Here is a 12,571-nt window from a genome sequence, read left to right as displayed (position 1 = left end):
CTTGCCGTGGTCCACCTTCGTCTGCCCGCCGATGGTGTACGTCATCACCGTGGTCCCGCGCTCCAGGGCGTAGTCCCCGAAGTACTGCACCTCGTCGATCCGCGCCACGATGGACTGGTACTTCACCGCCGTGAACGCGCCGGCCAGCGCCTGCTCGATCTCCGCGCGTCCGTTCAGCGCGGGCACGCCGGGCAGCAGCAGCACGGCGTCTTCCGCGAACAGGGCCGCGGCCCCGGCGGCGTCCCCCGCCACGAACGCGGCGATGAGCGTCTCGTTGTTGCGCTCGATGGCGGCGCGCACGCCGGCCGGCGCCACGGCCTGCGACGCGGATGGCGCGGCGGCGGCCGTGGTCTGCTCGGCGGCACCGGTGGGCGCGGCACCGCACGCGGCCAGGATGACGAAAGGAATGGCGCGGACGAAGCGAAGGGTGCGGACGGGATAGGACATGGGTTGCTCCAGACGGATGATCAGGGATGAGGCGTGCGCCGCGTGCCCGGAGGGGCCGGGCACCGGATCATCGCACGCACGATCCGTTGGAGGGATGTTGTCGACAAAAGGTTGGAACGCGGCTTCAGATCATCGCGCCCAGCAGGATCGCCGCGCCGCCGGCGAGGGTCACGCGCACGTTGTCGTCCAGCGGCAGCGGCGCGAACTCCACCGACGCCGCCACCAGCGCGCCGAGGAGGGCGCCCGCCAGGGGGACGGCGGCGGGCGCGAGCATCCACATCCCCAGCCCCACGGCCAGGTCCGTCGCGAGGCCCGCCCCGAAGCCCTCCCAGCTCTTGCCCCACGCCGTCCGCCGCCGTCCCCACCGTTTGCCCACGAGCGCCGCCGCCGCGTCGCCCAGGCCGTTGAAGAGCATGGCCGCGACGGCCACGGGCTTGGGAAAGAGGAGGAGAGCGGCCGCGTACGCCAGCGCCATCCACGTGGCGCCGGCCAGCCCGCGCCGTTCGTGAGCGCGCAGCAGGGTGCGCGTGCGGCGGAGGAAGTGGTAGCGGAACGGGCGGATGCGGTGCCGCGCGACGTCGATGGCCAGCGCCAGCGCGGCCACGGGCACCAGCACGGCGACGGCCACGGGGCGCGGCACCAGCCAGACGAGCAGCGGCACCGCCGTGGACGACACGTGAATGGCCTTGCGGGCCAGCTCGCGCCTCATGCGCGGCGGCCCGCGGAGTGAATGCGGGGCATGCGCCCCAAGCTAGGCCGTCAGCGCGGCGAGAGAAAGCCGGCCAGCAGCTCGTTCACGCGGTCGGGCGCCTCCGCCGGCACCCAGTGGCTCACGCCGGGAACGCGCTCGATGCGGATTCCCGGCACCCATTCGTCCAGCCCCTCCGTCAGCCGGATGGAGAGCGCCTGGTCCTGTTCGCCCCAGATGAGCAGCGTGGGCGTGGTGATGGCGCGCGCCGGCGGGCCGGGATACCGCGCGGCGGCCCGGTAGTAGTTGATCATGGCCGTGATGGCGCCGGGCCGCGCCGCCGCCTCGCGGTAGCGGCGGATGTCCTCGTCCGAGAACGCGCCGGGCCGCACGGACGACGCGCGAAAGATGCGCCCCAGCAGGGCGAAGTCGTTCGCGCGAAAGGCCGCTTCGGGGAGCAGGGGCACCTGGAACGCGGCCGCGTACCACGAGCGCAGCATCTGGTCCGGCGTCATCAGCTCGCGGCGAAAGGCCTGGGGATGCGGGGCGTTGATGATGACCAGCCGGTCGATCTGCTCCGGCGCGATCATGGCCAGCCACCATGCCACCACCCCGCCCCAGTCGTGGCCGACCACGTGCGCCCGCTCCACGCCCAGGTGGCGGATGAGGCCGCGGACGTCGTCCACCAGCTTTTCGATGCGATACGCCTCCACGCCCTCCGGCTTCTCGGAGAGGTTGTAGCCGCGGAGGTCCGGCGCCACGGCGCGGTAGCCCATCCCCGCCAAGGCGGCGAGCTGGTGGCGCCACTCGTACCAGAATTCGGGGAATCCGTGCAGCAGCAGCACGGGGGGCCCCTCCCCCGCCTCTACCCAGTGCAGGCGCACGTTGTTGACCACCGCCTCGTGGTGCGTCCACCCCGCCTCGTTCCCCATCGCCGCGCTCCCCTCGCTGATCGTCTCTGATTTCGATCATCCAGGTCCAGGCAACGACGGGGCCGCGAGACCAACAGCAATTTTTCACGCAGAGGGAGCAGAGGCAGCAGAGTACTTCAGCCCGCGCGGAACTGGGGTACTCTGCTGCCTCTGCTCCCTCTGCGTGAGAATGCAGTTCAGTTTTTCGGATCAGGCGTCGGTGTCGGCCAGCTCGAAGTTCAGGCGCGCCCACTCGACGATGTCGTGCACGCAGCGCAGGGCACGCGTGCTGGAGCCATGCGCCACCCGCACACGCAGGGCGGCCGCGTTCCAGTTGCAGCCGTCCGGGTCCGGATAGGGGCGCCGCAGCAGGCCCGCCTCCACCACCAGCCCCTCGCAGTCGGAGCGGTCGCTCAGCTGGCCGTTGATGATGCGCACCAGCTGCTCGGACGAGACCAGCTGCCGGGCCCGCAGGCGCGCGTTCTGGGCGCGGCGCTCGGCGGGCGTGGTGGGGCGCCCGGGGATGGCGCGGGCGATGAACATCTCACGGGTTGCGATCATGGCGATCCTCGGGGTGGGGAGCTCGCCCCGTCTGAACGCAATCCGGGTGCTCGAACCTGGAATCAGCGTAATCCCATCCCTGGAAAGGAGTTGCGGCTGCGGAGGGTGCCGCGTGACCGCCCGGATTGCGTTCGGTCTCGCGACAGTGTGCGGAATCTGGACAGGTATGAAGGACTGACGAGACATCCGTCCGCACGTCACTCGTCCAAAGACATCCGCCCCTCCCGCGGCTGGGCGGAAGGGGCGGATGACCGTCGTCGGGGACGGAAATCACTCCGGCGGGAGATCCTCGTCCTCGGGGGGCGCGGGATGCAGGGGGAGGGTGAAGAAGAAGGTGCTCCCCGCCCCCTCGGCGCTTTCCAGCCAGATGCGGCCGCCGTGCGCCTCCACGATGCCGCGCGAGATGGCCAGGCCCAGCCCCGCGCCGTGGCGGTTGGCCGTGCGCGACTTCCAGAACCGGTCCCACACCAGGCCCTGGTTCTCCGGCGCGATGCCCGGACCCGTGTCGCCCACGGCGAACCGCACCTCGTCGGGCGCGGCCCGCACGCGCAGCGTCACCCGGCCGCCCGCGGGGGTGAACTTGACGGCGTTGCCCAGCAGGTTGGCCAGCACCTGCAGCACGCGGTCGCGGTCGCCCTCCACCTCGGGCACGTCGGGCTCCACCTCGGCCACGAGCTCCAGCCCCTTTTCGCCAGCCAGCGGCGCGAACGCCTCCACGGCCTCGGAGACCACGGCGCCGGGGTGCCAGCTGTCCCACTCCACGGAAAGCTGCCCCTGCTCGATGCTGGCCACGTCCAGCAGGTCCTGCCGCAGCCGCTGCATGCGCCGGGCAAGGTCGCGCACGCTGCTCACGCGCTGCCGCACGTCCTCCGCGTCCGGCGGCAGCGTCTTGAGCAGCACGGTGGTGTTCACGACGATGGCGCTGAGCGAGTTGCCCAGGTCGTGCGACACCACGTGCAGCACGTCCTCGCGGGCGCGGACGGCGGCCTGCGCGGCGCCCGTGGCCTCGCGGGCCTGCTCCAGCGCCTGGGCCAGGGCGCGCTCGGCCTCCTTGCGGTCCGTCACGTCGCGCAGCACGGCCGTGAACAGCCGCTGCGCCCCCAGCTCCAGCTTGGAGATGCTGGCCTCGGCCGGAAACTCCTCGCCGTTCTTGCGCACGCCGAAGATCTCCTGCCGCTCGCCCATGCGCTTGGCCACCACGGGCCCCTCGGCAAAGCGGCGCACGTGCTCGCCGTGGCGGTCGCGGGCGTAGCCGGGGAGAAGGACGTTCAGGGGCTGGCCCACGATCTCGTGCTGCTTCCAGCCGAACACGGCCTCGGCACCGCGGTTGAAGTGGACGATGCGCTGGGTCTCGTCCACGGAGACGATGGCGTCGCTGCTGATGGAGATGATGCCCGAGAACTTGCCCTCCGAGGCGCGCAGGGCCTCTTCGGCGCGGATGCGCTCGGTGATGTCGCGCAGGACGACGGCGTAGCCGGGCAGCCGCCGGCCGTCGGGGTGCTCCAGGGGCGCCATGATGACGTGGGCCAGCACCCGCGTGCCGTCGGCGCGCAGGCGCCAGCCCTCCACCTCGAAGCGGCCCGCCTGCGCCAGCCGCAGCTCGCGCTCGGGGCGGCCCAGCTGCACGTCCTCGGGGGGATAGAAGACGGACACGTGCCGGCCCGTCACGTCGTCGTCGGCAAAGCCCAGCACGGCCCGGGCACCGGGGTTCCAGCTGCACACGCGGCCCTGCGCATCCAGGGCGAAGATCGCCTCGTCACGTACGCATTCCAGCAGAAGCCGGCTCAGCTCATCGTGGGTCGGGGTCATTCCGTGAACGGGCTCTTATCACATTCGGGGTGGATGACGAGGCTGCAACGTACGACGCAGGTATGCAGTCCGGAAGCCCGCCCATCGAACATTTCCCTACACAAAGATTGGGCGGACTCCCACACGGCCGGATTGCCGGTCCCGACAGTGGCGCGCCCCTGCCCGCGCCATATTGGTGCCACGATGGGCGAGCAGCCTTGGCGGCTCGGTCCCGGGCGAGAATGGCAAGGAGGTGCGCGTGAACGCCGGAACCATACACCAGGGCTGGGCCACGCGGCTGCGCGAGTTTTCCAGCCGCAACGCGGGCCGGAGCACCCGGCTGGAGATCGACCACGACGAGCTGGGCGCGCAGTGGCTGGAGGTGGCGCTCACGCTGCGGGGCGTGGGCGTGGACCCGCGTGACGGCCGCGTGGAGATCATGCTGGACGACGGCGAGCGTGCCGGCGCGCACCTCACGCACAGCATTCGCGCCGTGACGGACGTGGCCGTGCTGGCGGGCGCCGACGGCCGCGACCAGGTGCTGCGCATCGCTCATCCCGGCGGCCAGAGCCTGCTCACGCTCGTGTAACAACAAAGCGAATGCAGTTCGCGCGGCCTTGACAGGATTCCGGCGGCGCGTTTAACCTCCGGGAGCGCCGAAAGCCAATTTTCGGCATCGCGGACCTGGAACTGAAACCCATGCGCGCCCGCCTCTTCGCCACGTGTTGCTGTCGCTGCGCCTCTCCCCAGGGAGAGTCGGAGGGACGCGCGCGTGCACTGGCAGGCGTGTAGACCGGGCGGATCCACATCCCCCGCGTGCCCATCCGGCCCTTCCCCACGGGAGGGCTTTTTTCGTTCCTGGAACTCGACCTTCAGACCCGCGCCGACCCGATGTTCGCGACCGTGACGCTGCCCCTGGCCTGTTGTCGTGGATGCCGCCCGCCCCCGGGAGAAGCCCGGGTGCGCGCGTCCACCGGGCGCGCCACCTGACCCGACGACACCGGCCCCCGCCGCCGGTCCCTCGCCCGCCGGCTCTCTCCCCGACCGAGAGAGCCGGCTTTTGTTTATCCTGAATCGAGGTACCATGCAACTCGGACTGATCGCAAACCTGGGCGTCTTTGCCCTGGCGCTCGCGTGGCTGGCGCGCCGGCGGTCGCGCGGCGCGTCGCTTTCCAGCACCGTGCTCATCGGCCTGCTGCTGGGCGTGGTGGCCGGCGCGGCGCTGCAGCTGGCGTACGGCCACGGCAGCGACACCGTCACGGGCACCGTGCGCTGGATCAACCTGGTGGGCGGCGGCTACGTGCGGCTGCTGCAGATGATCGTCACGCCGCTCGTCCTCGTCAGCATCCTCTCCGCCGTCACTCGCCTGGACGACGCGCGCTCGCTGGGACGCATCAGCGCCGGCGTGCTGGGGACGCTCATGCTCACGACGGCCGCCAGCGCCGTGATCGGCATCGGCGTGGCGCGGCTGTTCGGGCTGTCGGCGCGGGGGCTGGTGCAGGGCGCGCGCGAGCTGGAGCGGGGCGCCGCCATCCAGAAGAGTGCCGGCGAATTCGGCGCGCTGGACGTGCCGGAGATGCTGCTGGGCTTCATCCCCACCAACCCGTTCGCGGACCTGGCGGGGGCGCGGCCCACGTCGCTCATCGCCGTCGTCGTGTTCGCCTCGCTGCTGGGCATCGCGGCGCTGGCCCTGCGCCGCGAGAACCCCGGGACGGGCGGCCGCGTGATCGCTGCCATCGCCGACGTGCAGGCGCTCGTCGTCCGCCTGGTGCGCATGGTCATCCGCCTGACCCCGTACGGCGTGCTGGCGTTGATGACGAAGGTCGTGGCCACGTCCAATCCCGCGGACATCCTGGGGCTCATCCGCTTTGTCCTGGCGTCGTACCTGGGGCTGGGGCTGATCCTCGTGGCCCACGCGGCGCTCCTGGCGCTGGCGGGCATCAACCCCGTGGATCACTTCCGAAAGACGTGGCCCGTGCTGACGTTCGCGTTCAGCTCGCGGTCCAGCGCGGCCGCCATCCCGCTGAACGTGGAGACGCAGACCAGCCGCCTGGGCGTGCCGCCGGCCATCGCCAACTTCGCGGCCAGCTTTGGCGCCACCATCGGGCAGAACGGGTGCGCGGGGCTGTACCCGGCCATGCTGGCGGTGATGATCGCGCCCACCGTGGGCATCGACCCGGGCAGCCCGCAGTTCCTGGGGACGCTGGTGCTGGTGGTGACGCTGAGCTCGTTCGGGATCGCGGGGGTGGGCGGGGGCGCCACGTTCGCGGCCATCCTGGTGCTCAGCACGCTCAACCTGCCCGTGGCGCTGGCCGGCCTGCTGATCTCCATCGAGCCGCTGATCGACATGGGCCGCACGGCCGTGAACGTGAGCGGGGCCATGACCGCCGGTGCCGTGACGAGCCGCCTCCTCGGCCAGACGGTCTCCGAGCCGCTCGCCGACCGAGGTCCGCTGCCCGCCGCGGATCGCCCCGGTGCTGATCGCCCGTCCGCCGCCCCCCGCGCCGCGACGGATCGCGCCCTGTCGCCGATCGGGTGAGGGTGGCGGGCTGGGTGATCGAGGAGGAGAGGGTGATCCGGGAGGAGCGGGTGAGGAGCACGAAGGCGGGCTCCCCACCCCGGCGGGGACGAGAGGGAATGGCCGGCCTCCCAGCCCGGCAGGATCGAGAGGGGTGGCCGGCATCCAGCCCCCGGCGAATGAATTTGCGGCTTCGCGGCTATGACCCCGCAATGTCGGCCTGCGCCGACGGCTCATGCCGCGCGCGGGGTGATGTGCACCGGAGCGGAGCTCGCGCCATTGATCGTGCACGATGGCGGAGTGTGGAGGATGAAGTTCTCCCCCTCCCCCGCGACAGCGGGGGAGGGGGCGGGGGGAGGGGGCCTCTCGCCCGTGCGGCGAACTCCGCGTATCGCACGAAGGTCTCCCCCTCTCCGCGAGAAACGAGCGGGGCGGGGGCCGGGGGGGAGGGGCGGCCCGCTGCCGGCGTGATCCATCCCTCTCCCTCTCATCCCCCCGCTCCCCGTCCGTCCCGTCCCGAAATCCGCGATTTCCCACGATCCGCATCCATCCGTTCCGCCGCATTCCCGCAAGTGGATGCGGCGGATCGGCTTGTACGAAAGTCTTGGAGATGCGCACGGCTCCCGCCTAAATTGCTCGCACTGCTCCGCCGTCCGGGAGCAGCCGCGAAGGCGCACCGCCGGCCGCCGTCCATCCTTCCCGCGGCGGCCCCACACTCCACCCCGGAGCACACCATGGCCGCGGATCACCACTTTGGCCCCATCCCGCCCTACGGCGTCGCCATCCGCGAGGCGATGGCGTCCGGCGACAGCAGCCGCTCGCGCGCGGTGATCGACGCCGCCAAGCGCTGGCTGCAGGACAACCCCGGCCACGAAAAGCAGGGCGAGGTGCACGCCGCCCTCCGCGAGGCCGAAACCAACAGCTGAACCGCGCCGGGCAGACGCGCCTCGCGCGTCCGCCGTCCGCGCGCACCCCATCCGCCACCGCGCGAACACGTCGCGCGGGCGGCGTGATTCGCGGAAGCATCATCCCGCGTCCTTTTCATCCATCCCCCGGAGCGAACTCCCATGTCCCAGTCCGACAGCGTGCAGGGCACCGTGATGCCGTACGGCGTCGCCATCCGCGAGGCCGTGGCCAGCGGCGACAACGCCCGCATCCAGCAGGTCTCGCAGCAGGCGCGGCAGTGGCTGCAGGACAACCCCGGCCACGCCAGCTTCGGCGAGGTGCAGGCCGCCCTGCGCGAGGTGGAGGAGTCGCAGGGCCGCGGCAGCTGATCCGCATCCGTCGCCACCGCCCCGCGTCCCTGCCGATGCGCGGGCGGTGGCGCGGCAGGCCCCGTTGTTTCCTCTCCAAAGCCGCCGCCGTCCAGGTCCCCCTCACCCGGAAAGCCCGTCCCATGGAGCGTCCGCCGGCCCGCTACATCTCGGAATCCGACGTCACGGAGCACGTGCCCGTGCACGTGGTGTGGGAGATCACGCTGGCGTGCAACCTCAAGTGCCACCACTGCGGCAGCCGCGCCGGCAAGCGCCGCCCCGACGAGCTCAACACCGAGGAGGCGCTGGAGATGGTGCGCGGCTTGGCGGCGCTGGGCACGCGCGAGATCACGCTCATTGGCGGCGAGGCGTTCATGCGGCCGGACTGGCTGCAGATCATCCGCGCCATCCGCGACCACGGCATGGCGCCCACCATGCAGAGCGGCGGATACCGCCTGACGCCCGAGCGCATCCGCCTCGCCGCGGACGCGGGGCTCGTGGGCGCCGGCGTGAGCATCGACGGGCCGCGCGAGCTGCACGACCGCCTGCGCGGCGTAAAGGGCTCGTTCGACAGCGCCATGACGGCGCTGGAGGCCATCCGCGACACGGGCCTCGTGGCCAGCGTGAACTCGCAGGTGACCAAGCTCGTCATCCCGCACCTGCGCGAGATGCAGGAGCTGTTCATCGAAAAGCGGGCAAAGAACTGGCAGGTGCAGCTCACCGTGGCCATGGGCCGCGCGGCCGACAACCCCGACCTGCTGCTGCAGCCGTACGACCTGCTGGAGGTGATGCCGCTGCTGGCGGAGCTGTACCACGTGGGCGAGACGCGTGGTCTGCTGCTGCAGGCGGGCAACAACGTGGGCTACTTTGGACCGTACGAGCACCTGTTTCGCGGATACGGCAACGGCAAGGGCCACTACGTGGGATGCCTGGCGGGGCAGACGGGCATCGGCATCGAGGCCGACGGCACCATCAAGGGCTGCCCTTCCCTTCCGACGAGCCCGTACGCCGGCGGCAACGTGCGCGAGATTCCCCTGGAGGAGATCTGGCGCGCGGCCGAGAGCCCCATGGCGTTCACGCGCCAGCGGGGCACGGAGGACCTGTGGGGATACTGCGCGGGGTGCTACTACGCCGAGATCTGCCGCGGCGGGTGCAACTGGACGTCGCACTCGCTGCTGGGCGAGCGCGGCAACAACCCGTACTGCCACCACCGGGCGCTGGACCTGGCCGCGCACGGGCTGCGCGAGCGTGTGGTGCAGGTGGAGACGGCGCCCGGCTGCTCGTTCGATCACGGCCGGTTCGAGCTCGTGCTGGAGCCGCTGGATGCCGTGACGGACCGCTTCGACGTGATGGAGCTGGCCCGCCGCGCCAACGGATCGGACGATGCGGATGCGCCGCGCGAGGTGCGCTATCCCGCGCCGTACGCCGGGCCCCGGCCCACGCTGGCGCGCAAGACGCCGCCGCTGCTGGTGCTGTGCCGCGGCTGCTCGCGCTTCGTGGGCCCCGACGAGGAGCACTGCCCGTTCTGCGACGCGCGGCTCAAGGAGGCCGCGGCCACCTACGAGGAGCGGCAGTTCCGCCTGCATCGCGCTACCGAGCGCCTGGCCGAGCTCATCGGCGTCTGAGGCTGATCGGGCGCGCCGCGCCGCGCCGCTTCCGCGGTACGCGTGTGACGCCTGACATCGCGCCGTCGCGTGTCAGCGAAAGCGGCTGTCGATCAGCTTCCCCCGCAAGACGCGTCACCCTGAGGAGCCGCCGCGCGATCGCTGCCCGCACGTGATCCCTGGCGGCGACGAAGGATCTTGTGTGTGAAACGTGAGGCCGGCACCCCGAGCGGGAGCCGGCCTCGCGCTTTGCGTGCAAGATCCTTCGGGGCCACTGGCATCCCGTGCGGTCAGGCCCGTGAGGGCCCCTCAGGATGACAATCGGCGATGTGACCCCAATGAGGAGCCGCCGCGCGATCACGGCCCGCGAGGGCCCCTCAGGATGACAATCGGGTTGGGACCTGCTGGCGCAAACGCGGCGCGGGGCGTGCGAAACGGACGGCGCGAGAGCATCGTCCACCCGCGCCGCACGCATCCCATGCCCCACGTCATCCTTCTCGGCGACAGCATCTTCGACAACGCGGCATACGTGCGGGGCGGGCCGGACGTGGTCACGCACCTGCGCGGGCGCCTGCCCGACGAGTGGCAGGCCACGCTGGCCGCCATCGACGGCGCGACCACGGAGGACATGCCCATCCAGTACGGCCGCGTTCCGTCCGACGCCACGCACCTGGTGCTGAGCATCGGAGGCAACGACGCGCTGATGAACATCGACATTCTGGACCGGCGCGCGTCGTCGTCCGCGGAGGTGCTGGGGATGCTGGCGGACGTGCGCGATGCGTTCGGCGGCCGATACGGCGAGGTGCTGCACGAGCTGCGCAGGCACAGGCTTCCGCTCACCGTCTGCACTATCTACGAGGGCAGCTTTCCCGACCAGCGGATGCAGCGGCTGGCGGGCACGGCGCTCACGATGTTCAACGACGTGATCCTGCGCTGTGCCATCCGTGCCGGCCTGCCCGCGATCGACCTGCGGCTGGTGTGCAACGAGCCGGCGGACTACGCCAACCCCATCGAGCCCAGCGTGCAGGGCGGTGCCAAGATCGCCGATGCCATCGTCCGCGCCGTGGGGAAGGACGGCCCGCGCGGCTCGTGCGTGACGATCTGAACGGCAGTGCGAAAATGCGAAAGTAACAGCGTGCCCGGGCGGATGGATCCGCCCGGGCACTTTGATTTCTCTAAGTTGCCTGCTCAGCAGGGCTCGTTGGTCTGGCAGCAGTCGGTGTAGAACTCCGTGGGGCAGCCGCAGGTGCGCAGACGCGTGCCGCCGCATCCGCACGTGGAGCCGCAGGTAAAGTTGCACGTGGAACCGCTGCAGCACTGCGTGTTCGCGTGGCAGGTGGGGTCCGGACACGCGGTCTGGTAGGTGACGCAGCCGGGGTCGTAGATGGTGTCGCTGTTGGCCATCACCGTTCCCAGGCGCCGGGCCACGTCCGCCGTCTCGAACGATTCCACCGTCAGCTGGTCCATCTGCAGCTTGAGCTTGGCCATGAGGGTGCTCCCGCGATGAAGTGGAATGCCGCCCGGTGAGCGGCAGGAGAACGGATGGGCAGAAAGGGGACGATCCGCGGACCGCGCGACAGCCATCCGGCCCTGATCCGCATCTTCAGAATAAGTGATGATTGTCCGATCAGGAAGATCGATCCGATGGTGCGGAAACGAGAGCGTGCCCGGGCGACCATCCGCCTCGGGCACGCTGCCTTGTTCACCCCGCGCGATCAGCACTCGCAGATGATCTGGCGGCCGGTGGCGCAGGTGTTGTCGTTGGTACAGAAGCCGGTACCGCCGCCGCAGCCGCCGCCACACGAGTTGGAGCACGTGTCGGCGCAGGTGTAGTCGCACGAGCCGACGTCGTAGGTGCACTCGCAGATGATCTGGTTGCCGGTCGTGACGTTGGCGGCGACGGTGCCGCGCACCGGCGTCTCGTTGCCGGTGTCGAACGACTCCACGGACAGCTCCTCGATGTTCAGGGCGAGCTTCTTCATGGGCACCTCGTGTGGACAGGGTCCGGCGGAAAGAACGCGCGGCACCTCCGCGCATCCCGGAATCCCATCCACGAGGAATGTTCCTGTCTCGGGGCCCGAAACGCGCCCTGGAAGGCGCGAAGGGATCCACAGATGCGCCGATGAAACGGGAATGCTCCCCGCGGACGGGACGGAATCCCGGCGCGCAGGGAGCATGCCAAAAAGGTGCGCAAAGGTGACGGTGCGAGCGGCCCGCGCCGGCTGTCGTGACGCGCTACTTCGCCGGCGTGGTGGTGGCGGCGGCCGGTGCCTGCGCGTTGAAGGCGGTGTGGTAGCGCGTGTAGAGCAGCATCAGCCGCTGGCTGCTTTCGGGCGCCGCGCGGGCCAGCAGGGTGATGATCTCGTCGCGGCCGGAGAGGATGGCGTCCACCTCGCGGCGCTGCGTGCCCTGCAGCCGCGGCGCGGACGTCTGCAGCTCGTCGAACACCTCCGTCATCAGCTGCCGCGCGCGCTCGTAGTTGCTGCGCAGCGACTCCGTGAGCGCCGCGCCGATCTTGCCCTCCGTTTGCGCCATCCGCAGCTCGAAGCGGGCGGCGTCGCGGTCTTCGCCGGCGCGGTTGGCGCGCATCCACTGCGGAACAAAGCCCAGCAGGAACGCGACGAGCGCGATTCCCACGACGATGGCGATCTGGCGGTTGCGGTCCATTGTGGCGGATGGGGCGGGAAGGGTGGACGGGCCGGGGCAGGATGATGGGCGGATGCCGTGCCCCACGCAAGGTTTTGCGCGGCTCAGCGCGTCCCGTCCGCGGGGACGCTGTCCGCCGGTGGATGGGCGTCGTC

Annotated in this window: 13 protein-coding genes and 1 pseudogene; 6 read left to right on the top strand and 8 right to left on the bottom strand. The window is 71.0% G+C overall.

All coding sequences use genetic code 11. The annotated features are described in order from the left end of the window. From VFZ20_RS24080 to VFZ20_RS24060, 5 genes are all read right to left on the bottom strand, one after another. Positions 1-447: nuclear transport factor 2 family protein (locus VFZ20_RS24080; protein WP_329686505.1), on the bottom strand; the 447-nt coding region annotated here is incomplete at its 3' end. Positions 448-571: 124 nt separating this feature from the next. Beyond that, the gene (locus VFZ20_RS24075) at positions 572-1,156 is read right to left on the bottom strand and encodes a hypothetical protein (RefSeq protein WP_329686504.1); all 585 of its coding nucleotides are present in this window, start codon (positions 1,154-1,156) and stop codon (positions 572-574) included. A 50-nt stretch (positions 1,157-1,206) separates the two neighbouring features. Continuing rightward, positions 1,207-2,067, bottom strand: a complete 861-nt coding sequence (locus tag VFZ20_RS24070; RefSeq protein WP_329686503.1) for an alpha/beta hydrolase — start codon at positions 2,065-2,067, stop codon at positions 1,207-1,209. Positions 2,068-2,256: 189 nt separating this feature from the next. Continuing rightward, a complete protein-coding gene (locus tag VFZ20_RS24065) occupies positions 2,257-2,607 on the bottom strand; it encodes a hypothetical protein (RefSeq protein ID WP_329686502.1) in 351 nt (116 codons plus the stop codon). Between the two features lie 270 nt (positions 2,608-2,877). Next, positions 2,878-4,416, bottom strand: coding sequence for a PAS domain S-box protein (locus VFZ20_RS24060; RefSeq protein WP_329686501.1), 1,539 nt, complete (start codon positions 4,414-4,416; stop codon positions 2,878-2,880). Positions 4,417-4,654: 238 nt separating this feature from the next. Between VFZ20_RS24060 and VFZ20_RS24055 the strand changes: the two genes are divergently transcribed. The 6 genes and pseudogenes from VFZ20_RS24055 (at position 4,655) to VFZ20_RS24030 (ending at position 10,875) form a co-directional block, all read left to right on the top strand. Beyond that, positions 4,655-4,984, top strand: coding sequence for a DUF5335 family protein (locus VFZ20_RS24055; RefSeq protein ID WP_329686500.1), 330 nt, complete (start codon positions 4,655-4,657; stop codon positions 4,982-4,984). A 495-nt stretch (positions 4,985-5,479) separates the two neighbouring features. Continuing rightward, positions 5,480-6,817: pseudogene (locus VFZ20_RS24050) on the top strand (L-cystine transporter); the annotation flags it as partial. A gap of 830 nt (positions 6,818-7,647) precedes the next feature. Next, positions 7,648-7,839 (top strand): DUF1843 domain-containing protein, encoded by a 192-nt coding sequence (locus VFZ20_RS24045; RefSeq protein WP_329686498.1) that lies wholly within the window; start codon positions 7,648-7,650, stop codon positions 7,837-7,839. Between the two features lie 141 nt (positions 7,840-7,980). Then, entirely contained in the window at positions 7,981-8,187 is a 207-nt protein-coding gene (locus tag VFZ20_RS24040) for a DUF1843 domain-containing protein (protein WP_329686497.1), read from the top strand. A 122-nt stretch (positions 8,188-8,309) separates the two neighbouring features. Then, on the top strand, positions 8,310-9,791 hold the full coding sequence (locus VFZ20_RS24035) for a GDL motif peptide-associated radical SAM/SPASM maturase (RefSeq protein WP_329686496.1): 1,482 nt from the start codon (positions 8,310-8,312) through the stop codon (positions 9,789-9,791). Positions 9,792-10,197: 406 nt separating this feature from the next. Further along, a complete protein-coding gene (locus tag VFZ20_RS24030; RefSeq protein WP_329686495.1) occupies positions 10,198-10,875 on the top strand; it encodes an SGNH/GDSL hydrolase family protein in 678 nt (225 codons plus the stop codon). A gap of 83 nt (positions 10,876-10,958) precedes the next feature. Here VFZ20_RS24030 and VFZ20_RS24025 read toward each other — a convergent pair whose 3' ends face one another. The 3 genes from VFZ20_RS24025 to VFZ20_RS24015 all read right to left on the bottom strand — a co-directional run bounded on the left by VFZ20_RS24025 (position 10,959) and on the right by VFZ20_RS24015 (position 12,437). Next, positions 10,959-11,258 carry a hypothetical protein gene (locus VFZ20_RS24025; RefSeq protein ID WP_329686494.1) on the bottom strand — a complete coding sequence of 100 codons (300 nt, stop codon included), beginning with the start codon at positions 11,256-11,258 and terminating at the stop codon, positions 10,959-10,961. A 227-nt stretch (positions 11,259-11,485) separates the two neighbouring features. Then, positions 11,486-11,752, bottom strand: coding sequence for a hypothetical protein (locus VFZ20_RS24020; protein WP_329686493.1), 267 nt, complete (start codon positions 11,750-11,752; stop codon positions 11,486-11,488). A 253-nt stretch (positions 11,753-12,005) separates the two neighbouring features. Next, a complete protein-coding gene (locus VFZ20_RS24015; protein ID WP_329686492.1) occupies positions 12,006-12,437 on the bottom strand; it encodes a hypothetical protein in 432 nt (143 codons plus the stop codon). Between the last annotated feature and the right edge of the window lie 134 nt (positions 12,438-12,571).

The sequence above is a fragment of the Longimicrobium sp. genome, from assembly GCF_036280135.1.
Classification (GTDB): Bacteria; Gemmatimonadota; Gemmatimonadetes; order Longimicrobiales; family Longimicrobiaceae; genus Longimicrobium.
The sequence above is the reverse complement of the archived record's forward strand: the minus strand, read 5'-3'. Positions and strand labels throughout refer to the sequence as shown.

Bases quoted from the DNA above. Each gene is read 5' to 3' on its own strand.
- VFZ20_RS24075 (WP_329686504.1), bottom strand. From the start codon at position 1,156: ATGAGGCGCGAGCTGGCCCGCAAGGCCATTCACGTGTCGTCCACGGCG.
- VFZ20_RS24070 (WP_329686503.1), bottom strand. From the start codon at position 2,067: ATGGGGAACGAGGCGGGGTGGACGCACCACGAGGCGGTGGTCAACAAC.
- VFZ20_RS24065 (WP_329686502.1), bottom strand. From the start codon at position 2,607: ATGATCGCAACCCGTGAGATGTTCATCGCCCGCGCCATCCCCGGGCGC.
- VFZ20_RS24060 (WP_329686501.1), bottom strand. From the start codon at position 4,416: ATGACCCCGACCCACGATGAGCTGAGCCGGCTTCTGCTGGAATGCGTA.
- VFZ20_RS24045 (WP_329686498.1), top strand. From the start codon at position 7,648: ATGGCCGCGGATCACCACTTTGGCCCCATCCCGCCCTACGGCGTCGCC.
- VFZ20_RS24040 (WP_329686497.1), top strand. From the start codon at position 7,981: ATGTCCCAGTCCGACAGCGTGCAGGGCACCGTGATGCCGTACGGCGTC.
- VFZ20_RS24035 (WP_329686496.1), top strand. From the start codon at position 8,310: ATGGAGCGTCCGCCGGCCCGCTACATCTCGGAATCCGACGTCACGGAG.
- VFZ20_RS24025 (WP_329686494.1), bottom strand. From the start codon at position 11,258: ATGGCCAAGCTCAAGCTGCAGATGGACCAGCTGACGGTGGAATCGTTC.
- VFZ20_RS24020 (WP_329686493.1), bottom strand. From the start codon at position 11,752: ATGAAGAAGCTCGCCCTGAACATCGAGGAGCTGTCCGTGGAGTCGTTC.
- VFZ20_RS24015 (WP_329686492.1), bottom strand. From the start codon at position 12,437: ATGGACCGCAACCGCCAGATCGCCATCGTCGTGGGAATCGCGCTCGTC.